We start from the raw sequence: 19,953 nt of genomic DNA, 5'->3' as shown, positions 1-19,953 counted from the left end.
CGCGTCACCCCGCCGGCAGCAGCGGCAGAAGCTCCTGGTGGCTGCCGGCGCGGCGCAGCACCGGCGATCCCGGTCCGTCCGGCTCCAGGTCACCGGCCCGCAACGCGGCCAGGAACCGCACGATCACCCGCGGCGGCGGCAGGATGTCGGCGCCGCCGAGGTAGGCCAGCACGATCATCTCCTCCCCGCACGCGGCCTCGACGGCGACCGCCCAGCCGTGCACCTCGTCCCACAGCAGCGCGACGTCGCGCTCGGGGAAGCGCCGCAGCCGCCAGTCCACCGCGACGTAGGCCGAGACGGGCACGTCGACGTCCACGGTGCAGGACTCGAAGCCGAAGCCGAGCGCTCTGGCCACCTCGCCGAGGTACGCGCGCAGGCCGCGCTGGAACCAGAACTCGAGGTCGGTGTCGATCAGGCCGGACACCCGTTTCCTTTCTTCCGCGGAACACGGCCGGGCACCCTGCCCGGCCGGAAAGCCGGGGATCAGCCGACGGCGGCGAGCGCGCCGACCCGATCCCGGTGGCAGGAGAAGCCGGCGACGCCGGTCCCCCGCAGCAAGCGCGTCAACCGGGGCGTGCGCACGACCCAGGCGAGCGGGACGGCGGCTTCGTCGGCGCGCCGCTGCACCCGGTGCAGTCCGCGCAGGCCGACCCCGGAGCAGAACGTCACCGCACCGAGGTCGACGACGACCGCGCCGCCCGCGAGGATGGCGGTTTCCGCGCATTCGACAAGAATGGTGATGGTCGCGAGATCGATGTCGCCCACCACCGCGACGACCGTGCACCGGTCACCGGCGAACGTCGTGGTGACCGAGAACGGCTCGCACAACGCACCCGGCGAACTGCGGCCGAAGGCTCGTGAAAGCCGCGGCGGTTTCTGGATCTTCATGACCGGCTCCGGCGGCTCATGTGAAGGTTTACGCGTAGACCGTACCCACTCCGTCCAGTTTGCCGCACAACGGAAAGATCCCGATCGTCGGGCCGTGCACCGACACGGCCGGATGCACGTGCAACAGTCCACAGGGGACGATCAAGTGCCCTGGTCCCGACCGTCTTTCGACAATTTCCCCGCGCGCGGGAGACGCCACTGTCAGAACCGGACGGGATTCGACGCGGAATTGCGGTTTCCGGAAATTCAGCCGAACGCGGGAATCGGCACCCGGGTGTGTTCGAGATCGGCGAAGAGGTCCCCGAGGTCCTCGACGCGCTCGAGGACCTCGTCGGCGGTGAACCGCAGGTGCGTGACGTGCCGACAGGCGCGGACCTCGGCCCAGGTCACCGGGGTCGACACGGTCGGCTCGTCGCGCCCGCGCAGCGAGTACGGCGCCACGGTGGTCTTGAACGGGTTGTTCTGGCTCCAGTCGATGAAGACCTTGCCCGGGCGCAGCGTCTTCGTCATCCGCGCCACGACCAGCTCCGGCGTCTCGGTGGCGAGCCGCTCGGCCAGGGCTTTCGCGTACTGGGACGGTTCGCCGCCGTCGGTGGTCACGACACCGGCGTAGAGCTGCATGCCCTTGGAGCCGCTGGTCTTGGCCACCGGCGTGAAGCCGTCAGCGGTGAGCACGTCGTGCAGCCGCTCGGCGACGCGGCAGCAGTCGACGACGGTCGCGCCCGGGCCGGGGTCGAGGTCGAACACCAGCCGGTCCGGGGTGCTCCGCTCGCCGTCGGCGTCGACGGTCCACTGGTGGACGTGCAGCTCGAGCGCGGCGAGGTTGGCCGCCCACACGAGCTCGGGCAAGTCGTTGATCAGCGGGTAGGCCACGATCTCGGGGTCCTTGCCCCGGCCGCCGACGGCCAGGCGGGCGGTGCGGACCCAGTCGGGCGCGTGGCGCGAGACGTCCTTCTCGAAGAACGAGCCCCCGGCGACGCCGTCGGGGAACCGCACGAACGTCATCGCCCGGTCGCGGATGTGCGGCAGGAGCAGCGGGGCGATCCGCGTGTAGTAGTCGAGCACCTCGCCCTTGGTGAAGCCGTGGCGCGGGTAGAGCACCTTCTCGAGGTTCGAGAGCGTCAGCTGCCGCTCACCGACCTGCACCGTGACCCGGCTCCCCACCACGCCGACACGCTAGCACCGCCTTCGTGATACGTTCGTACCACCAACGGAGGGGGACGACGTGAAGTTCGACGTGCTGCAGATCCTGGGCGCGGTGCTGACGGTGGCCGGCGCGCAGGGCGCGATCCGGCTGCTGCTCGACCACACGCACTACGGCCTGCTCGGCTGGCTGGACGCGGGGTTCGCGGGCACGCTGGTGTGCTACCTGGTCGCGACGGCGATCGGCGTGGTGCTCGCCGGCTGGGCGCACGACCGGGCGAAGGCGCTCGGGCGCCGGAAGTGACCTGAGAACCGCGCCCGGCGGGATGCCGCAGAATGACCCGGTGGGCAAGCTGGGGATCGATCTGCACATCGACGTCGACGGCGCCGAGCCGCGGGCGCGGTCGATCGAAACCGCGCTGCGCGAGGCCGTCGCCACCGGTCGGCTGGCCGCCGGGAGCCGGCTGCCCAGCACCCGGGGGCTCGCCGATGACTTGGGGATCGCGCGGGGCACCGTCGTCGCGGCCTACGCCCAGCTCGTCGCCGAAGGATGGCTGGTCAGCGCGACCGGGTCCGGGACCCGCGTCGCCGACGTCACGCTCCCCCACACCGGCGCGCCGCGGGCCGTCCCGGTGCGGCAGGTCGTCGACCTGCGGCCCGGACGGCCGGACCTCAGCCTGTTCCCGCATTCCCTGTGGTCGGCGGCCGTCCGGCGCGCGCTGGCCGCGGCGGACACCGGCAGCATGGACTACGGCGACCCAGCGGGCTCACGGCTGTTGCGCGAGGCCGTCGCGACGTACGTCTCGCGGGCTCGTGGCGTGCGCGCCGAAGCCGAGGCGGTGGTGATCACGAGCGGCTTCACGCACGCGCTCGCGGTGTTGTCGCGGGCCTTGCGCGACGCCGGGACGATCGCGACGGAGGACCCCGGGCTCGCGCACCACCGGCGGCTGATCCACGGCGCCGGCCTGGCCACCGCGCCACTGCGCGTCGGACCGGACGGCGCCGACCCGGCCGACATCCCGGCGCGGGCGGGGGCGGTGCTGCTGACGCCCGCCCACCAGCACCCGCGGGGTGTCGTGCTGAGCCGGTCGGCGCGCGGTGCGTTCCTGGCCTGGGCGCGGGACCGCGACGGGTACGTCATCGAAGACGACTACGACGGCGAGTTCCGCTACGACAAGCAGCCCGTCGGGGCCATGCAGGCCGCGGACCCGGACCGGGTGGTCTTCGCGGGGAGCACGAGCAAGGCGCTGGCGCCGGGCCTGCGGCTCGGCTGGCTGGTGGTGCCGCGGCGGCTGCGCATCCCGGTGCTGGACGCCCTCGCGGCGACGGGCGCCACGGTCGGCGCACCCGACCAGCTGGCGCTCGCGGAGGTGCTGACCCGCGGCGACTACGACCGGCACATCCGCCGCACCCGCCAGGTGTACCGCAGGCGGCGCGCCGAGCTGGCCGAGCGCCTGGCCACGCTGACGGACGTGCCGCTGGACGGCGTGGCGGCCGGGCTGCACGCGCTCCTCCCGCTGGAGTCGGCGCACGAGGAGCGGCGGCTGGTGGACGCCGGCCTCGCGGCGGGTGTCCGGCTGGCGGGTTTGCACGCGGCGGGGTACTGGCACGCGGCGGGCGGGAAGGCGGGGTTGATCATCGGGTACGGGACGCCACCGCAGCACGCTTGGCGGGCGGCGCTGGACACGCTCGAAGAGGTGCTTCGCGGGGCGGCGATCACGCACTGGTGAGATCGCCGGGGGCGGGACGGCGCTCGGGCTCGGGCGCGGACGCCTCGCCGCAGGGGCGGCTGCGAAGCAACAACACGCGCGCCATCCGGCGAGAGTGCCTCCCCGCCGCCGGTTCCGCGCCCCCCGCGCCACCAGCCGCGAGCGGCTCCCCGCCGCCGGTTCCGCACCACCACGCACGCCATCCGCCGCGAGCGCCTCCCCGCCGCCGGACCCACACCGCCCGCGCGCCGCCCTCCGCGAGTGCCTCGCCACCACCGGCTCCGCACCACCACGCGCGCCATCAGCCGCGAGCGGCTCCCCGCCGCCGGCTCCGCACCACCACGCACGCCATCAGCCGCGAGCGCCTCCCCACCACCGCACCCGCACCCACGCCCGCCACCCGACCAGCGCCTGCTTCCCCCGCCGCACCGTGATCACCCCTCCGCAAACCCCTCCCGCCACGACACGCGGCCCGGCACCCAGCCGAACTCCTTCCGCGCCCGCGTGTTGTCCGCCCCGCGCGCCCACCCCGTCCGCTCGGCCTCGACCCGCTCCGGCGACGGCGCCCCCACCGCCGCGCAGAACGCCGGGACCCACTCGTGCCCGGCCGCCGGCTCGTCGTCGCAGATGTTCACCGGGCCCGATGGCCACTCCAATGCCGCCACCGCCGCCGAAGCCGCGTCCTCCACCTCGACGAAGCTCGACACGTCCGCGTTCGCCGGCAGCTTGCCCGCCGACGCCAGCTGCGCCATCAGGGCACCGCGCTCGTACCACGTTCCCGGGCCGTACAGCGTGCCGTACCGCAGCACCACCCACTCCGGCAGCTCCGCGACCGCCGCCTCCAGCGCCGAAACCCCGCCCACCGTCGCGACCCGGTCCGGAGCGCCGTGCAGGTCCAGCGGCGTGTCCTCGGCCGCCGGCGCCGCGCCCGGCTCGTACGCCCACGAGATGCTCTGCGCCACCATCCGCCGCACGCCCGCCGCCTTCGCCGCGTCGACCAGGTTGCGCGTGCCCACCACCCGGATCTTCGCGTTCGCGGCCCGGTCACCCGCGCCCAGGTCGGTGAGCTGGTGCAGCACGACGTCCGGGCGCGCGGTCCGGACGGCCGCCGCGAGCCCGGCCGCGTCGTACACGTCGCCGAGCACCGCCGTCGCGCCCAGCGCCGAGATCGTGGCCGCCGATGCCGGGTTCCGGGTCAGCCCGGCCACCTCGTGGCCCTGCCCCACCAGTGCGGGCACCAGCCGGCGGCCGATGGCGCCCGACGCGCCCGCGACGAAGACGCGCATCAGACCCGCCCCGGGCGCGGCGCGCGGCGGCCGGCGCGCTCAGCCAGCTCGTCCGGGCCGACGAAGGTCAGCATCTCCTCGCCGGGCGCGCAGAGCATCACCACGACGAACCGGCTCCACGCCCCGGCCAGGTTGTTCGCCGCCTGGTAGTGGATCACGTCGCCGCCGGGCTCCCAGAACGCCTCGCCCGCCTTGATCACCCGCTCGGGTTCACCTTCGAGCTCGAAGATCATCTCGCCTTCGAGCATGTACCCGAACACGGGACCCGAGTGCCGATGCGGCGGCGTGCCCGCGTCACCGGGCGGCAGTTCGATCGTCGCCGTCATCACGTGCGCGCCGTCCGGGATGGCCGGCGTCTGCGAGGCCAGCATGGTGAGGACCGAGTTCGTCCTCGGTCGTGCGTCTGTCATGCCTCCACGCTAGGCACCCCCCGCCCCGGCCCGCTGGTCCACTTCGGGTCCGCCGCAGTGGACCGGTTCGACCCGTAACATGTACATCGAATGTCCAGGATTCGAGCCGGGGAGCGCGACGCGATGACGGGAGACCTCGCCGAGGCGGTCGAAGCCTTCGAAGCGGCGCGCCCCAAGCTGTTCGGCATCGCCTACCGCCTGCTCGGGACGGCGGCCGACGCCGAAGACGTCGTCCAGGACACCTGGATCCGCTGGCAGGGCGCCGACCGCGCCGACGTCCGCAACGCCGAGGCGTTCCTGGTCACGACGGTGAGCCGGCTGGCGCTGACCGCGGCCGGCTCCGCGCGGGCGCGGCGCGAGCTGTACGTCGGCCCGTGGCTGCCGGAGCCGGTCCCGACCGGCGCGGGCACCCAGGTCGCCGTCGAGCGGGGCGAGGCCCTCGAGCTGGCGATCCTGCTGCTGCTCGAACGGCTCGGCCCGGAGGAGCGTGCCGTCTACGTGCTGCGGGAGGCGTTCGGCTACCCGTACCGCGAAATCGCCGGGTTCCTCGGCATCAGCGAGGAGCTCGCCCGCCGGAAGGGGCACCGGGCACGCGGGCGCGTCGGCCGCGAGCGGGACGGCCGCGTCACCCCGGCGGAGCGGGACCGGCTGCTCACGGCGTTCCTCGCCGCCGCGCGGCAAGGTGATCTCGCCGGACTGCAGGCGATGCTGGCCGAGCACGTGGTGTCCTGCTCGGACGGTGGCGGGGTCGTGACGGCGGCGCGCAAGCCCGTCGTGGGCCGGGAACGCGTGGCGCGGTACCTCGCGCGGACGGTCCAGATCCACGGCCGCGACGCCGAGGTCGAGGTCGTCGAGGCGAACGGGCAGGCCGTCGCGCTGGTCTTCCGCGGGGAGACACCGCTCGCGGCCTGCTGGGTCGACGCCACGGCCGCGGGCATCGACCGGATCTGCCTGGTCGTCAACCCCGCGAAGCTGGCCACGCTCCGGGCGGCGACCGAGCGCTGATCGTGTTCTGCGCACGGGAAACTCCTCAGGGCAGAACGCGCCGGTACACGTGGAGCTGGGCGGCCGGGTTCCGCCGGTGGTGCGGAACCCACCGCCCCAGCCCGATTTCCGCGCAGACGTGGTCACCTGGCACCCGGGCCAGCTGCGCCGGGGCGTCCTCGGCCAGCGCGCGGACTTCTTCGGCGGCGAGTTCGAAGGCGAGCCGGCTGCCGATGACGAACAGGGTGTCCGCGGCGAAGGCGTAGTTGAGGTGGTCCCGGAAGTCCCGGTGGAAGAACCGCTCGTGTTCGGCGCGCTCGACGGGGCGGAACGGGGTGGGCGGCAGGGTGACGGTGGTCATCGCGGGTGGCGACAGCCGCGACCGCAGCTGCTTCCAGCCCGACACGCGGAACCCGAGGCTGTGGTGCAGCAGCACGAGGTCGAGCGGCCCGGTCGAGCGCAGGGGCAGGTGGACGAGGCTGTGCGGGGACCGTGCGGCCAGCCACCACGCGACGGCGAGGTCGAGCGCCGCGGCCTGGTCCACCGCCAGCTCCGCGCCGAACCGGTCCTCCACCAGCTCGGCGTGCCGGATCGGCCGGCCGGGACGCAGCACGCGGTAGCCGACGCCGGCCAGCCGTGCGGTGCTGACCGTCGCCCGCCACTTCAGCCCGGCGAGCCGCATTCCGTGTCCTCCCTGGTTTCGTCCTCCGCCGAAACCATAGGCAACGGGCACCACCGCGGCCACCGAATTGGCACGGGACGCCGCCGTCCGCGTCGTAGCCTGGCGGAAGATCTTCGGGAGGGAGTCCGGTGGTGGCAGGGGAAAACGGTGGCTGGCGCGTGGTGTCCGAACCGACGCCGGGAGTGACGCCGCCACCGCCGTCGCCGGGCGACCACGACGCGAAACCCACGCCGGAGCCCACGCCGTCCCCCTCCCCCGGGCCACCGCCGAAGCGCGTGCCGCCGTGGGGTCCGGACATCGGGGTGACGCCGTCCTGGCTGCGGCAGCGCGCCGACGCCTGCGACGAGACCGCCGTCGCCGTGAACGCCCTGCGCGGCGCGGCCGACGACACCTTCGCGCCGCTGGGACGGTCCGCGCCGGGCTGGGCGTTCGCCGGCAGCGTCGACGAGCTGCGGTCGCGCTGGGACGGGCTCAACGACCTCCTGCACCAGCGGCTCGCCGAGGCCGCGGAGAACTTCCGGCTCAGCGCCGACGCGTACACGAAGACGGACTCGGCCGGCGCCGACGCCGTGGGCGGGGGACGGAACCTTGGTTGATTTCCGGCAGCTGACGGAGCTGGACGTCGCCGGGCTGGAGACGTTCGCCGAGCAGTGGGCGATGGTCCACCGGAAGCTCGAGCGGATGCGCGACGCCTACGAGGCCGCGGTCGTGACTCCGCTCGAAGACGGCGAGTGGGCGGGCAAGGGCGGCGAGGCCGCGACGAAGTACTGCGCGCGGATCCGCTGGGACTTCGACGCGGTCGACGCCGAGGTCAAGGCGCTGCGGAAGTACATCGACGTCGAAGCCGACGGCAGCGAGGGCACGTCGGGGCTCAAGGGCCTCGAAGGGCACCAGCGGGCCGTGCTCGACCTGCAGCGCCAGGCCCGCGAACAGGGCATGACGGTCACCGCGGCGGGCCAGGTCACCTGGGACGACACCCCGGGCGTGTCACCCGGGTACTTCGACGCGCTCGGCGAGCAGCGGCACATCGCCGACGGCCTCGAGAAGCAGATCCGAGCGCACCTGAAGCAGGCCACCGAGATCGACGAGGAGCTGGCCCGCAACCTCAAGGTCGTCTTCGGCACGAAGGACAACTTCGAGACCGAGGACCGCCGCTACGGGGTGCTCCCGCCCACCGAGCACGACCGGCGGGTCTGGAACCAGCTGCACAACGTCGTCCTGCTGGGGCTGGTGAAGCAGGGCAACGACCACGCCGCGTGGCTGCTGCAGCACTACCTCGACGGCGACGGCAAGACGGTCGAGGCGCCGGTGCAGGACATGCTCGACGACCTGCCGTCGTTCCAGGAGCGGGTCGACAAGGACGCGGCGGACCTCGGCAAGCGCCCCGACGGCCCGTTCACGACCGAGTGGCAGACCACCGCCCCCGACCTCGAGCGGGACGGCAAGGGCGGCCAGGACTGGTACTACTCGTTCAACCACTTCCAGTACCGCCTGGTCGGCGAGAAGCACGGCGACCAGATCGACTACCACGTCGAGATCCAGAAGCGCTACGACTGGGGCATTCCCAGCGAGCACCGGCGCGACCTGGAGAAGTCCACGCCGGTCATGGACGTCGACTTCGAGCAGGCCGACATCGCCCACCTCAACACGACCGGCAAGGCCCGCGACTTCGACGTCGTCGGCAGCTCGGGGCGGAAGACCGCGCACGTCTGACCGGGTGCTGCGAGACTGTCCCGCATGGACGCCCGGCAGCTGCGGTACTTCCTCGCGGTGGTCGACCACGGCAGCGTGAACAAGGCCGCCGCGGCGCTGTACGTCGCGCAGCCGTCGCTGTCGCAGGCGGTGCGGGCGCTCGAGCGGGACCTCGGGAGCGAGCTGTTCCACCGGATCGGGCGGCGGCTGGTGCTGACCGACGCGGGCCGGGCGCTGATCGAGCCCGCGCGGCAGGTCGTGCGCGGGCTGGCCCACGCGCGCTCGAGCGTCGAATCGGTGGCCGGCCTGCAGGTCGGCCGGGTCGAGATCGCGGCCATGCCGTCGCAGGCCGTCGACCCGCTGGCGCGGATGATCAAGGCCGTCACCGAGCGGCACCCCGGGCTGTCGGTGTCCGTGCGGGCCGCGTTCACCGCCGACGACGTCCTCCGGCAGGTCCGAAGTGGACAGACCGAGCTGGGGCTGCTCGGCGCCGACGAGTCACCGGCCGCCGCGGGCGTCGAGCTGCGGCCGTGGGGGAAGCAGCGGTTCGTGCTCGTGTGCCCGGCCGGCGGGCCGTTCGCGCCGGGCGACGTCGTGCGGGACGAGGACCTCGCCGGGCAGCGGCTGATCGTCGGCCAGCCCGGCACCGGGATGCGCCGGCTCGTCGACGAAATCCGGGCGAGCGGGGTGGCACTGTCCGAAGTGGTCGAGACCGAGCACCGGGAAGCCATCCTGCCGCTGGTGCTCGGCGGCGTCGGCGTCGCGGTGCTCACCGACTCCTGGGCCACGCTGGCCCGGCAGGCGGGCGCGCTGGTCCTCGACCTCGAACCGGCGCGGCACCTGCACATCGCCCTGGTCAGCCGCGCGGGCGACCTCACCCCGGCCGCGAGCGCGTTCCTCGAAGTCGCTCATAGCCTGAGCCGATAACGCGCAGTGGAGTCAGGTCTTGGACGCGACCCCCGCGCGGGTGATGCCATCAGCGGCATGGTCACGCATCGCATCGCCCTCATCCCCGGCGACGGCATCGGCCGGGAGGTCACCCCGGCCGCCCGTCAGGTGCTCGACGTCGTCGGCAAGCGCCACGGCGTCGGCTTCGCCTACGACGAGTTCGACTGGTCCTGCCGCCGTTACGCCGAGCTCGGCGCGATGATGCCCGAGGACGGCCTCGACCGGATCCGCCACCACGACGCGATCTTCCTCGGCGCGGTCGGCGACCCGTCGGTGCCCGACCACGTTTCCCTGTGGGGCCTGCTCATCCCGATCCGCCGCGGCTTCCGGCAGTACGTCAACCTGCGCCCGGTCAAGGTCTTCGCCGGCGTCGAAAGCCCGGTGCGGGCGGCCCGGGCGGGTGAGGTCGACCTCGTCGTCGTCCGCGAAAACGTCGAGGGCGAGTACAGCGAGATCGGCGGCCGGCTCGGCCACGACCTGGCCGTCCAGGAAGCCGTCTTCACCCGGGCGGGCACCAGCCGCGTCGCCGCCTTCGCGTTCCGGCTCGCGGCTGCGCGCCGCGGCCGGCTGACCTCGGCGACGAAGTCGAACGGCATCGTCCACACCATGCCGTTCTGGGACGAGATCGTCGCGGAGACCGCGACGGACCACCCGGGTGTCACGTGGGACGCCGAGCACATCGACGCCTTGTGCGCCAAGGTGGTCCTCGATCCCGCGCGCTTCGACGTGGTCGTCGCGTCGAACCTCTTCGGGGACATCCTGTCCGACCTCGCGGCCGCGGTCGCCGGCAGCATCGGCATCGCCCCGGCGGCGAACCTCAACCCCGAGGGCGAGTTCCCGTCGATGTTCGAGCCGGTGCACGGCTCCGCCCCGGACATCGCCGGGCGCGGCATCGCCAACCCGCTCGGCGCGATCGGGACGGCGGCGATGCTGCTCGACCACCTCGGCCACGCCGAGGCCGCGGCCGAAGTCGAGCAGGCCATCGGCGACGTCCTCGCGCACACCCGCGTCCGCACCCCCGATCTCGGTGGCACCGCCACCACCGAGACGTTCACGAAGGCGGTCCTGGAGGCACTGCGGTGAGCGTTCCCCTGCCCGGTTCCTTCACCTACCACGCGATCGACGCCGACGGCGTGACGATCCACTGCGCCGTGGGCGGCGACGGACCGCCGGTGCTGCTGCTGCACGGCTATCCGCAGACCCACCTGATCTGGCACCACGTCGCGCCGGTGCTGGCCGCGCGGCACACCGTCGTGCTCGCCGACCTGCGCGGGTACGGCGACAGCGCCAAGCCCGCGCCGGGTGCCGGCCAGCCCGAGTACGCGAAACGCGCGATGGCCCGCGACCAGCTGCTCGTGATGCGCGCGCTCGGCTTCGACCGGTTCGGCGTCGCGGGCCACGACCGCGGCGGGCGGGTCGGTCACCGGCTCGCCCTCGACGCGCCCGGAGCCGTGTCGGCGCTGGCGGTGCTCGACATCGTCCCGACCCGGCACGCGTTCGAGCACGCCGGCAAGGAGTTCGGGCTCGGCTACTTCCACTGGTTCTTCCTGGCGGCCGGCAACGGGATCCCGGAACACCTCATCGGCGCCGACCCGGAGTTCTGGATCACGGCGCGGATGAACGCCCGCCACCACGGCGGCACCCCCTTCGACCCGGCCGCCGTCGCCGAGTACGTCCGGTGCTTCTCGGACCCGGCGGCGGTCGCGGCGTCCTGCGCGGGCTACCGCGCGGCGGCGGGCGTCGACCTGGAGCACGACGAGGCCGACGCCGGCCGGCTGATCGCGGCGCCGCTGCTCGCGTTGTGGGGTGAGCACAGCTTCGTCGGCCGGAGCTACGACGTCCTCGACGTCTGGCGCGGGTACGCGAGCGATGTGCGAGGACGCGCCCTGCCGGGTGATCACTACCTGCCGGAGGAACGGCCCGAGCTGGTGGCCGCCGCACTCGGGGAGTTCTTCGCCGGGCGCCGGTGAGCGCGTCCCACCGGCTGGACGCGCGGGCCAACCGCCTTGCCGGGCCTTAAAGTCCTGCGGTCATGAGCCCCGATTCGGATCCGAAGCCGGCGCGCCGGATCAGCGCCGACTGGGCCGCGGTGACCGTCGCGGCCGTGCTCGTCCTCCTGGCCGCGTTCGGCTTGCTGCCGACCGTCACCTTCCTCGTCAAATGACCGGCACCGCCACGCGCCGCGAGCTGACGGCGCTCCCCGTGCTCCGCTACGTTCCCGGCCTGCTGCTGCTCGTCGCGGTCGGGATCGTCGGCACCCTGGCGCAGAACGGGGTGCGCGGCATCGGCAAGGCGACCGGCACCGCGTTGCCCGACGTCGAATACGTGCTGTGGGCGATCATCCTGGGCCTGCTCATCCGCAACACGATCGGCGTCCCGGCGCCGTTCCGGCCCGGCGTGGCCACCTACGAGTTCTGGCTGAAGATCGGCATCGTGCTGCTCGGCGCCCGGTTCGTGCTGGGCGACCTGGCCAAGCTCGGCGGGCTCAGCCTCGGCCTGATCCTCGTCGACATGGCGGTCGCGACGACGGTGATCCTCCTGGTGGGCAAGGCGTTCAAGCTCGGCGGGCGGTTGTCGTCGCTGCTGGCCATCGGGACGTCGATCTGCGGTGTCTCGGCGATCATCGCGGGCAAGGGCTCGATCAACGCCGACGACGAGGACTCCGGCTACGCGATCGCCGCGATCCTCGCCCTCGGCGCGGTCGCGCTGTTCACCTTCCCGCTGATCGGGCACGCGCTGAACCTGTCCGACACGCAGTTCGGGCTGTGGGCGGGCCTGGCGGTGGACAACACCGCGGAGACGACGGCGACCGGCGCGGCGTACTCGCCGCACGCCCAGGACGTCGCGGTGGCGGTGAAGAGCACCCGGAACGCGTTGATCGGTCTGGTGGTGCTGGGGTACGCGGCGTACTGGTCCACCCGGGGCGGCACGGCTGTCGCGAGTGGACCGAAGCAACGCGCGGCGTTCGTGTGGCGCACGTTCCCGAAGTTCGTGCTGGGCTTCATCGCGGTGTCGGCGCTGGCCACGGCGCACGTGTTCACGAAGGCCGAGGTGACCAGCCTCGGCAACCTGTCGAAGTGGGCGTTCTTGCTGTGCTTCGCCGGGGTGGGCCTGAACTTCGACCTCCGCCAGATGGCCCGCAGCGGCTTCCGCCCGTTGGTGGTGGCGGCGCTGGGGCTGGTCGTGGTGGCGGCGTGCTCACTCGGCCTGGTGCTGCTGACGTCGCAGTGGTTCACGTTCGGCTGACGGCTGCGGTCCGGGCCCGGGTGGGGCAGAGTGGGCGCCATGGGCAGCGAACCCCGCGTCATCACCGCGACCCGGCTGGTCCAGGCGCCCGCGGCGCGCGTGTTCGCCCACCTCGCCGACCCGGGTCACCACCGGGCCCTGGACACCAGCGGCATGATCCGCGGCGCCGCCGCGCCCGGCCCGATCACCCACGCCGGGCAGGTCTTCGTGATGAACATGCACAACGCGCTGAAGGGTGCGCACCAGGTCGCCAACCACGTCGTCACCTTCGAGCCGGACCGCGCGCTCGGCTGGGCGCCGGCCGAACCGGGGCACCCGCCCGCGGGCCACACGTGGACGTGGCGCCTCGAACCGGCCGGCGACCACTGCACGGCGGTCAGCCTGACCTACGACTGGTCGGCCTTCACCCACACCAGCATGCTCGCCCACCTGCCGGTCGTGGACCGCGAGGGGCTGCACGCGTCGGTGGCCAAGCTGGCCGAAGCCCTGGTTCCGCCCGGCTGAGCTCACGGTTCCCGCAGCGCCGGCCCGATCCACCGCCGGAGGTGTGCCCGCAGGTCGTCGTCCGATCGCGGCGCGGTCGACGGGTGCTGCAGGAACGACATGAACAGCCGCATCAGGACTTCCGCCAGGCCCTGGAGGTCTTCGTCCGTTTCGACGCCGGCCGCGGCCCAGTCCACCGGGACATTGCGCAGGATCCCCGCGCCGAACGAGAACGCGAGCGGGGAAAGCACGCCGTCGGTGAAGAAGTCGGCCTCGCCCGCCTGCAGCAGCAACCCGAGGTACGGCTCGCCGGGGACCGTCCGGACCGCGAACACCACCGACTCCACCGCCGCTTCGGCCGGGGTGCCGAAGGCGGCCAGGTGACGTTCCATCCGGCCGGCGAACTCCTCGACGCCGGCCAGCGCGACCGCGCGCAGGATGTCCTTGAGCTTCGGGAAGTAGCGGTAGACGGTCTGCCGCGTCACGCCGGCTTCCGCCGCGACGTCGGAAAGGCTGGTCTTGGCCAGCCCGGCCCGGTCGAGGCACGCCGTCGCCGCTTCGACGATCCGGCGGCGGGCCTCGTCCTGGGTGCCGGGCGGGTTGCCCTGCCATCCGTGGTACCCCATGCGGCCCATCTTCCCCGAGCGCGTCGGCTCAGCTCGGCGCAGGTGCCCGCACCTTCCGGTACAGCGTCGCCAGCACCGCCGCGGCCCCGGCGAAACAGGCGAGCGCGTACGGCAGGCTCCCGGCCGGGCCGGTGCCGTCCGCCACGACCCAGAACACCGCCAGCACGCCAAGGTAGACAGCCGGGTAGACGCGGGCGAAGGCGGACGGCGGCGGGCGGTCGGCGGTGTCCCGGAAGACGATCCAGGCGCCGGCCACCCAGAGCGCGGCCAGCTCGACCCCGAGGATCCAGGCCTGCGCCTCGACGTGCCCGTCGAAGAAGCTGGACGGGATACCGGCGATCGCCATCGCCAGTGGCGTGAGCACCCCGGCGGCCACGGTGCGCAGGGTCAGCGACCAGCCGCGGCGCGGACCACCGGTCAGCCGCACGACCAGGTACGTCAGCGCGCCGAAGGACGCGGAGGCGAACAGCAGCATGCTGGTCATCGGCACCGACGCCAGCGCCGGGTGGTTGACGACGTCGTTGCCCGGGTTCCAGGCCCACCACTTCAGCCGTGGGCCGAGCTGGTCGAAGACCTCGTAGAACACCTGGCACACGAACGCCACGGCGACCGACCCGGCGAACGGGCCGCGCTGCCGGAAGATCCCGAGCGAGCGCACCAGCTCGTAGGCGAGCTGGCTGATCGCCGGGTAGAACGCCACGATGTAGAGCGGGAGCCGGTCCCCCATGAACTGCACGGTGAACAGGTTGTGGGCGAAGATGAAGCCGTACAGCTCGTCGAGGCCGAACCACTCCGGGAAGTACAGCGGCGGCTCGGTGACGAACAGGTAGACCAGCGAAGCCCACCACAGCGCCAGGTTCACCGGGTCGCCCGCGTGGTGGCGGCGGACGGCGTGCGCCAGCGCGAAGACGGCGCCGCCGACGATCAGCACCTCCAGTAGCGGCATGGTCCAGTGCGCCAGGTCCCACGGCGGGCGGACCGAGACCACCGGCGCGACGTCGTGGCAGTCGAAGCCGAGGCCGCGGGTCACGGCTTCGGCGTCCGCCCCGCACGCCAAGCTCATCGCGCGACGGCCGGCGAGTAGTCCGTCGCCGGCGGTTCGGCCTGGGCGTCGAACCCGGACGGCACCCGGTGGCGGCCGAGCGCCGCGCGGACGCGGTAGCGCACGAGTCCCGCCAGCACCCGCGGGTTCCGCAGCATCTCCCCCAGCGACTCGTCGAGGTTGAACACCTTCGCGAAGTGCTCGTCGACGACGTCGTCCTCCCGCGCGGCGCCGACGATGAGACCGAACGCCGGCGCGGACGCCGCCGCGAGGAGGCGCCGCCGCCATTCCGGGGCCTTCTCGGTCCCCACCGCGCAGGCGTACCCCTGGTCCCGGGCCATCGCCAGGCTCCACGGCACGCCGAGCAGCTTGCGTTGCGCGACGAGGAACCGGGCGGTGAACTTCGCGTCGAGCCGCCCGGCGCGGGCGAGGTGCTCGCGCAGCAGCAACGCCGAACCGGCCGCGGAGCTGATGCCCTGGGCGTAGAACGGGTTGAACGCGCAGATCGAGTCGCCGACGAAGGCCAGGCCTTCCGGCGGCGTGCGCAGGCGGTCGTAGCGCCGCCACTTGTTGCCGGTCGAGCGGGTCAGGTGGACTTCCGACGTCGGTTCGCACCGGTCCATCGCCGCGGCGAACAGCGGGGTCCGCACCCGGCGCGCCGTCCCGACGAAGGCGTCGGTGGTGCGCGGCATGTCCAGGCCCCACGAGCCCATGCACGCGATGACGCGGTTGCCCTCGATCGGGAAGAAGTTGACCAGGTACTCGTGCTCGGCGGGGTGCTCGCCCTTGTCCGGCGTCGGCATGATCACCAGGTGCCGCCACCACCACGAGTCGGGCCGCCGCGCCGGGAGGTCGTACCAGCGTGAGGTGTAGGTGACCTTGGCGTCGAGCGTGCGCACCTCCGGTTCCGGCCAGCCCGCCGCCACCAGCCAGCCGCTCACCGCGGAGCCGCGGCCCATCGCGTCCACCACGAAGTCGGCGTCGACGTGCTCTTCCCCGGCCGGTGTGCGGATCCCGGCCCCGGTGACCCGGCCGTCCCGCGTGCTCAGGCCGGTCACCGCCGTGCTTTCGCGGATCTCCACGTTCGCCAGCTCCCGGACCTTGTCGCGCAGCACCCGCTCGATGAGGATCCGCGAGCTGTAGACCATGGTCATCGCGCTGCGCTTGCGGGCCGACCAGCCCTCGCCGCCGAGGTAGGCGGCGTCCATCGACGGCATCAGGTGCAGCCCGCCCGCGGCGACGAGGTCGTCCTCGAAGGCGGGAAACAGCTCCCCGATCGCGCGCCGGCCGGAGTTCAGCAGGAAGTGCGGGTGCTTGCTCTGCGGGACGCCGCGGCGGTGCTCCGCCCCGGCGGGCAGCACGTCGCGTTCCAGCACCAGCACCCGGTCGAAGTGCGGGGCGAGCGCGCCGGCGGCGCACAGGCCGGCGGCACTGCCACCGAGGACGACGGCCGTCGTGCCGAGCCGCATGCGGACCAACTCCCCACGTCGATCATACAAAGTGACGTCGAATGTATGAATGAGGTCGGAGCCTGTCAACCCCGCTCCCCCGGCCGGCGGCGGCGCGGGACCCGCTCACCGCGTCGCCGGAAAAAGGGTGATACACCAACGCCGAAGTGCTTTCGCCGCCACATTTTCGCCCCCTTTCCGGCCGCCGATCCGGTCGCACACTGACCGGCGGAGGACAATTCCTCCCCGGATCGCGGCGGTGCGGCGCACCGAAGCACCGGCCGGCGGCCGGTGCAACTTCGACTGGGCCGGCGGAAGCCGGTTCACCTGGCGAAAAGCGGCCTCGGTGGAGATCTCCGGGACGAGGTTCCCGGCCCGGACGGCGTTCGGCGAAGTGGGGATCAAGAAGAAGTCGTTCTGCGGGTCGTTCAGCAACGACAAGCCGTGCCTGCACATCGACTTCGCCAAGTTCCGCGACGCGAACAAAGCGGCCGCGCAAAGCCTGCTCGGCTCGCGGTACCTGACGCTCGACAACTCCGTGCAGGATCCGTCCTACCTCCGGCAGCTGCTGGGGTACGCGCTGTTCGAGCTCGCCGGGCTGCCCTTCTCACGGGGTAATTTCGCCCGGGTGCTCGTGAACGGCACGCCGATCGGGCAGGGCGTCGCGGGGGTCGACAGCCCCGGGGTGTTCGTCAACGTCGAACCGGTCATGCCGCGCTACATCGAACGCAACTTCCGGCACTCGAAGGGGAACCTGTACGAGCTCGAGCACCAGGACGACTTCGTCGGCGCGCGGTTCCCGATGATCGCAGTGGAGTCGCTGTCGCGGTTCGAGGACAAGGCCGACCTGAAGTTCGCGATCGACCACGTCGCCGCGCACGGGCTGGCCGGCGCGAGCGAAGTCTTCGACCTCGACCAGTTCGTCAAGCTCTACGCGATGGAGTTCTTCCTCAAGCACTGGGACGGCTACTCCCGCAACACCAACAACACCTACGTCTACAACGACGTCGACGCCGTCGCGGTGCCCGGCTTGGCCGACGTCGAGTTCAAGCTGATCCCGTGGGGCCTCGACCAGACGCTGCAGCCCGCCCGCCACTTCCGGCTCGACACCGCCGGCGTGCTCGCCAAGCTCGTGCGCGGGGACGCGGGCCGCCGCGCGCAGCTGGCCGGCCAGATCCGCGCGTACCGCGAAACCGTGTTCGGCGCCAAGATCCAGCAGGAGGTGCTGCGGCCGTCGCTGGAGCGGATGGCGGCGCTGCTGACCGAGCTCGGCGTGCCCGGCATGCCCACGAGGGTCACGGAACTGCGCAAGCAGCTCCGGCTCGCCACCTCCGCCGGCTACCTCTTCGCCGGCCTGCCGGGCGCCGATGGCGCGTACGTGCGCGAGCACGACGAAGTTCGAGGTCGTCCACCGGCCCCGGCCGGCCGGCACCGACGACACGGATCTCTGGTCCTTCGGCGAGCTCGGCACCGGGAAGTCGGTCACCAGCAAGGCGTCCGGGCAGTTCCTGCACGCCAGCGCGACGACGTCGGACCTCGGGCACCAGCTGCTCCGCACCTGCCCGGCGGACAACACCGGCCACGCCGAGGAGTTCGCGGTCACCCCGATCGACCCGGCCGGCGACGAATTCACGTTCAGCGGCTGTTTCACGCTGACGAGCGTCCGGACCGGCGCGGCCGCGGTGTTCGGCCCGGACCCGACCGCGGGCGGGAAACCGCGGGTGTACCAAGACGTCACGCCGTCGAGGCTGTACTTCTCCTGATCGCCGGAGCGCGCGGCCGCCAGCGCGACCCGGGTCAGGCCCGATTTCCCAGGGTGCGGCCGAGCAAGGCCAGCAGGCGATCCCAGTGCCGCGCCAGCCCGGCGGGGTCGAAGGCGTCGGTGTCGGACATCGTGAAGCCGTGCACGGTGCCCGGATAGGTTTCGATCGTGTGCACGACTCCCGCTTCGTCGAGCGCCTTGCCGAGCTCCTCGGCCGCTTCGGCGGACATGTCGTTCTCGGAGAGGCCGAGGTGGACTTCCGCGGTGAGCCCCGAGAGCAGGCGGTGCGGGCTGTCGGGCTCGTCGGTGACCAGGAAACCGGGGTGGAAGCCGGCCACCGCCGCCACCCGGCCGGGGTACGCCGCGGCCGTGCGCAGGGCCAGCGCGCCGCCGATGCAGTACCCGACCACCGCCACCGGGCCGTCGGTGACCTCGGGCCGGTCGCCGAGGAAGCGCAGGTAGGCGTCGGCGTCTCGCCGGATGCGGTCCGGCGTGTGCTCCTGGACCAGTGGCATCAGCCGGGCGATGACCTCGGGCCGGGCGTCCTCCCCGATGTGCTCGGGCAGGTCCACCACCGGCGCGGGGCCGCGCCGGTAGTAGAGGTTGGGGACGAGCACGGCATACCCGTGCCCGGCCAGTTCGCGGGCCCGCGCGGCCAGTTCGGGGCGCGGGCCGAACGCGTCCGGGTAGAGCAGCACCCCCGGCCCGCCGCGGTCGGGGAACGCGGCGAAGGCGTCGGCTTCGCCGTCGGGAGTGGGAACGTGCAGGGTGGGCATGGGTCCTCCGGTCGGGGTTGATCTTGCGAAGCTGTGATCAACCCGACCGGGCGGAGCCCGCGCGGCGCTCAGCAGAGCACCGGGTCACCGATCCGTGTGTGGCGCGAGGCCGTCCCGGTAGTCATCGAGGAAAGCTTAGCCCGCGACGGAAGTCGATTACGCGTTGCGCGCCATCGCGCCCGCGATCAGCAACCCGAGCCCCTGTTCCAGCGCCGGGGCGAGGTCGAGGTGCAACGCGGCCAGCGCCGGATCCACGGCGTAGGCGGCGAGCGCGCTGGGCGAGGGACGGCAGTGCGTCCACAGCCCGCCGGTGAGGATCATCGCCAGCAAGCACACCGACGTCGCTTCGGCGCCGACCTCCGGCACGTGGCGGCGGACCAGCTCGGCCATCGACTCCAGGCCGGCCAGCGCCGAGCGCTTGAAGCCCACGACGGCGTCGACGGAGACGTTGTGCTCCAGGACGCCGGCCTGCGCGCCGATGAGGTCGCACAGCACCGTGCGGGCGGCCAGCGAGTGCGCGACGACGGCCGCGAACTTCTCGGCCCGCTCCTTCGCTGGCAGGCCGGGCTCGACGCCGGTGGCGAGTTCGCCGGCCACTTCGGCCAGCCAGCCGCGCAGCGCCCGGTCGAGCAGTTCGAGCAGCACGGCCTCGCGGGATTCGAAGTAGCGCAGCACGTTCGACTTGGCCAGCCCGACCCGGCGGCTGAGCTCGTTGAGGCTCACTTCGGCCACCGGCATCTCGTCGAGCATGGCCAGCGCCGTGTCGAGGATCGTGCGGCGGCGCTCCTCCCGCTGCTCCGCGCTGCGCGCTCGCTGGAACGTCATGCG

The 19,953-nt window shown here is 72.9% G+C and carries 22 protein-coding genes and 1 pseudogene; 12 read left to right on the top strand and 11 right to left on the bottom strand.

The window, feature by feature from the left end:
- Nucleotides 1-4: 4 nt before the first annotated feature.
- The 3 genes from M8542_RS12835 to ligD all read right to left on the bottom strand — a co-directional run bounded on the left by M8542_RS12835 (nucleotide 5) and on the right by ligD (nucleotide 2,055).
- Nucleotides 5-424, bottom strand: coding sequence for a DUF6292 family protein (locus M8542_RS12835; RefSeq protein WP_257920336.1), 420 nt, complete (start codon nucleotides 422-424; stop codon nucleotides 5-7).
- 59 nt (nucleotides 425-483) lie between these two features.
- Nucleotides 484-888, bottom strand: coding sequence for an STAS domain-containing protein (locus tag M8542_RS12830; RefSeq protein ID WP_257920335.1), 405 nt, complete (start codon nucleotides 886-888; stop codon nucleotides 484-486).
- A 246-nt stretch (nucleotides 889-1,134) separates the two neighbouring features.
- A complete protein-coding gene (ligD, locus tag M8542_RS12825) occupies nucleotides 1,135-2,055 on the bottom strand; it encodes a non-homologous end-joining DNA ligase (RefSeq protein WP_257920334.1) in 921 nt (306 codons plus the stop codon).
- A gap of 58 nt (nucleotides 2,056-2,113) precedes the next feature.
- On the opposite strand from ligD, the gene M8542_RS12820 reads away from it, so the two are divergent.
- Nucleotides 2,114-2,335 (top strand): hypothetical protein, encoded by a 222-nt coding sequence (locus M8542_RS12820; RefSeq protein ID WP_257920333.1) that lies wholly within the window; start codon nucleotides 2,114-2,116, stop codon nucleotides 2,333-2,335.
- A gap of 40 nt (nucleotides 2,336-2,375) precedes the next feature.
- Nucleotides 2,376-3,761, top strand: a complete 1,386-nt coding sequence (gene pdxR / locus M8542_RS12815) for a MocR-like pyridoxine biosynthesis transcription factor PdxR (RefSeq protein ID WP_257920332.1) — start codon at nucleotides 2,376-2,378, stop codon at nucleotides 3,759-3,761.
- Between the two features lie 413 nt (nucleotides 3,762-4,174).
- On the opposite strand, the gene M8542_RS12810 is transcribed toward pdxR, so the two are convergent.
- Nucleotides 4,175-5,026, bottom strand: coding sequence for an NAD-dependent epimerase/dehydratase family protein (locus M8542_RS12810; protein WP_257920331.1), 852 nt, complete (start codon nucleotides 5,024-5,026; stop codon nucleotides 4,175-4,177).
- Complete coding sequence (locus M8542_RS12805; protein WP_257920330.1) at nucleotides 5,026-5,436, bottom strand: cupin domain-containing protein; 411 nt, start codon at nucleotides 5,434-5,436, stop codon at nucleotides 5,026-5,028. Before M8542_RS12805 ends, M8542_RS12810 begins: the two co-directional genes overlap by 1 nt.
- Nucleotides 5,437-5,526: 90 nt before the next feature.
- Here M8542_RS12805 and M8542_RS12800 point away from each other — a divergent pair, with 90 nt between their 5' ends.
- Nucleotides 5,527-6,441, top strand: a complete 915-nt coding sequence (locus tag M8542_RS12800; protein WP_257920329.1) for a sigma-70 family RNA polymerase sigma factor — start codon at nucleotides 5,527-5,529, stop codon at nucleotides 6,439-6,441.
- A 25-nt stretch (nucleotides 6,442-6,466) separates the two neighbouring features.
- Here the strand turns inward: M8542_RS12800 and M8542_RS12795 are convergent, their stop codons facing one another.
- Nucleotides 6,467-7,102 carry a hypothetical protein gene (locus tag M8542_RS12795; RefSeq protein ID WP_257920328.1) on the bottom strand — a complete coding sequence of 212 codons (636 nt, stop codon included), beginning with the start codon at nucleotides 7,100-7,102 and terminating at the stop codon, nucleotides 6,467-6,469.
- Nucleotides 7,103-7,233: 131 nt separating this feature from the next.
- Between M8542_RS12795 and M8542_RS50340 the strand changes: the two genes are divergently transcribed.
- From M8542_RS50340 to M8542_RS12755, 8 genes are all read left to right on the top strand, one after another.
- The gene (locus tag M8542_RS50340) at nucleotides 7,234-7,698 is read left to right on the top strand and encodes a type VII secretion target (RefSeq protein ID WP_257920327.1); all 465 of its coding nucleotides are present in this window, start codon (nucleotides 7,234-7,236) and stop codon (nucleotides 7,696-7,698) included.
- Nucleotides 7,691-8,815 carry a hypothetical protein gene (locus M8542_RS12785; protein WP_257920326.1) on the top strand — a complete coding sequence of 375 codons (1,125 nt, stop codon included), beginning with the start codon at nucleotides 7,691-7,693 and terminating at the stop codon, nucleotides 8,813-8,815. The genes M8542_RS50340 and M8542_RS12785 overlap by 8 nt, the downstream gene beginning before the upstream one ends.
- Before the next feature lie 24 nt (nucleotides 8,816-8,839).
- Nucleotides 8,840-9,721, top strand: a complete 882-nt coding sequence (locus tag M8542_RS12780) for a LysR family transcriptional regulator (RefSeq protein WP_257920325.1) — start codon at nucleotides 8,840-8,842, stop codon at nucleotides 9,719-9,721.
- Nucleotides 9,722-9,778: 57 nt separating this feature from the next.
- Entirely contained in the window at nucleotides 9,779-10,825 is a 1,047-nt protein-coding gene (locus M8542_RS12775; RefSeq protein ID WP_257920324.1) for a tartrate dehydrogenase, read from the top strand.
- A complete protein-coding gene (locus M8542_RS12770) occupies nucleotides 10,822-11,712 on the top strand; it encodes an alpha/beta fold hydrolase (protein ID WP_257920323.1) in 891 nt (296 codons plus the stop codon). Before M8542_RS12775 ends, M8542_RS12770 begins: the two co-directional genes overlap by 4 nt.
- Before the next feature lie 62 nt (nucleotides 11,713-11,774).
- Entirely contained in the window at nucleotides 11,775-11,906 is a 132-nt protein-coding gene (locus tag M8542_RS12765) for a hypothetical protein (protein WP_257920322.1), read from the top strand.
- On the top strand, nucleotides 11,903-12,988 hold the full coding sequence (locus tag M8542_RS12760; RefSeq protein ID WP_257920321.1) for a YeiH family protein: 1,086 nt from the start codon (nucleotides 11,903-11,905) through the stop codon (nucleotides 12,986-12,988). Before M8542_RS12765 ends, M8542_RS12760 begins: the two co-directional genes overlap by 4 nt.
- A 39-nt stretch (nucleotides 12,989-13,027) precedes the next feature.
- Nucleotides 13,028-13,492: an SRPBCC family protein gene (locus M8542_RS12755; RefSeq protein WP_257920320.1), complete on the top strand. Its 465-nt coding sequence runs from the start codon at nucleotides 13,028-13,030 to the stop codon at nucleotides 13,490-13,492.
- A 2-nt stretch (nucleotides 13,493-13,494) separates the two neighbouring features.
- Here the strand turns inward: M8542_RS12755 and M8542_RS12750 are convergent, their stop codons facing one another.
- The 3 genes from M8542_RS12750 to M8542_RS12740 are packed head-to-tail and all read right to left on the bottom strand — an operon-like array spanning nucleotide 13,495 to nucleotide 16,608.
- Entirely contained in the window at nucleotides 13,495-14,097 is a 603-nt protein-coding gene (locus tag M8542_RS12750) for a TetR/AcrR family transcriptional regulator (RefSeq protein ID WP_257920319.1), read from the bottom strand.
- A gap of 28 nt (nucleotides 14,098-14,125) precedes the next feature.
- Nucleotides 14,126-15,160 (bottom strand): hypothetical protein, encoded by a 1,035-nt coding sequence (locus M8542_RS12745; RefSeq protein WP_257920318.1) that lies wholly within the window; start codon nucleotides 15,158-15,160, stop codon nucleotides 14,126-14,128.
- A complete protein-coding gene (locus tag M8542_RS12740) occupies nucleotides 15,157-16,608 on the bottom strand; it encodes an NAD(P)/FAD-dependent oxidoreductase (RefSeq protein WP_257920317.1) in 1,452 nt (483 codons plus the stop codon). The genes M8542_RS12745 and M8542_RS12740 overlap by 4 nt, the downstream gene beginning before the upstream one ends.
- Nucleotides 16,609-16,657: 49 nt before the next feature.
- On the opposite strand from M8542_RS12740, the pseudogene M8542_RS12735 reads away from it, so the two are divergent.
- A pseudogene (locus tag M8542_RS12735) lies at nucleotides 16,658-17,650 on the top strand (CotH kinase family protein); the annotation flags it as partial.
- 734 nt (nucleotides 17,651-18,384) lie between these two features.
- Here the strand turns inward: M8542_RS12735 and M8542_RS12730 are convergent.
- Together M8542_RS12730 and M8542_RS12725 are read right to left on the bottom strand one after the other, a co-directional pair.
- Nucleotides 18,385-19,125: a dienelactone hydrolase family protein gene (locus M8542_RS12730; RefSeq protein WP_257920316.1), complete on the bottom strand. Its 741-nt coding sequence runs from the start codon at nucleotides 19,123-19,125 to the stop codon at nucleotides 18,385-18,387.
- A 156-nt stretch (nucleotides 19,126-19,281) separates the two neighbouring features.
- Entirely contained in the window at nucleotides 19,282-19,950 is a 669-nt protein-coding gene (locus M8542_RS12725) for a TetR/AcrR family transcriptional regulator (RefSeq protein WP_257920315.1), read from the bottom strand.
- Nucleotides 19,951-19,953: the final 3 nt, after the last annotated feature.

Origin of the sequence: Amycolatopsis iheyensis (assembly GCF_024703995.1) — a bacterium.
GTDB classification, from domain to species: domain Bacteria; phylum Actinomycetota; class Actinomycetes; order Mycobacteriales; family Pseudonocardiaceae; genus Amycolatopsis; species Amycolatopsis iheyensis.
The sequence above is the reverse complement of the archived record's forward strand: the minus strand, read 5'-3'. Positions and strand labels throughout refer to the sequence as shown.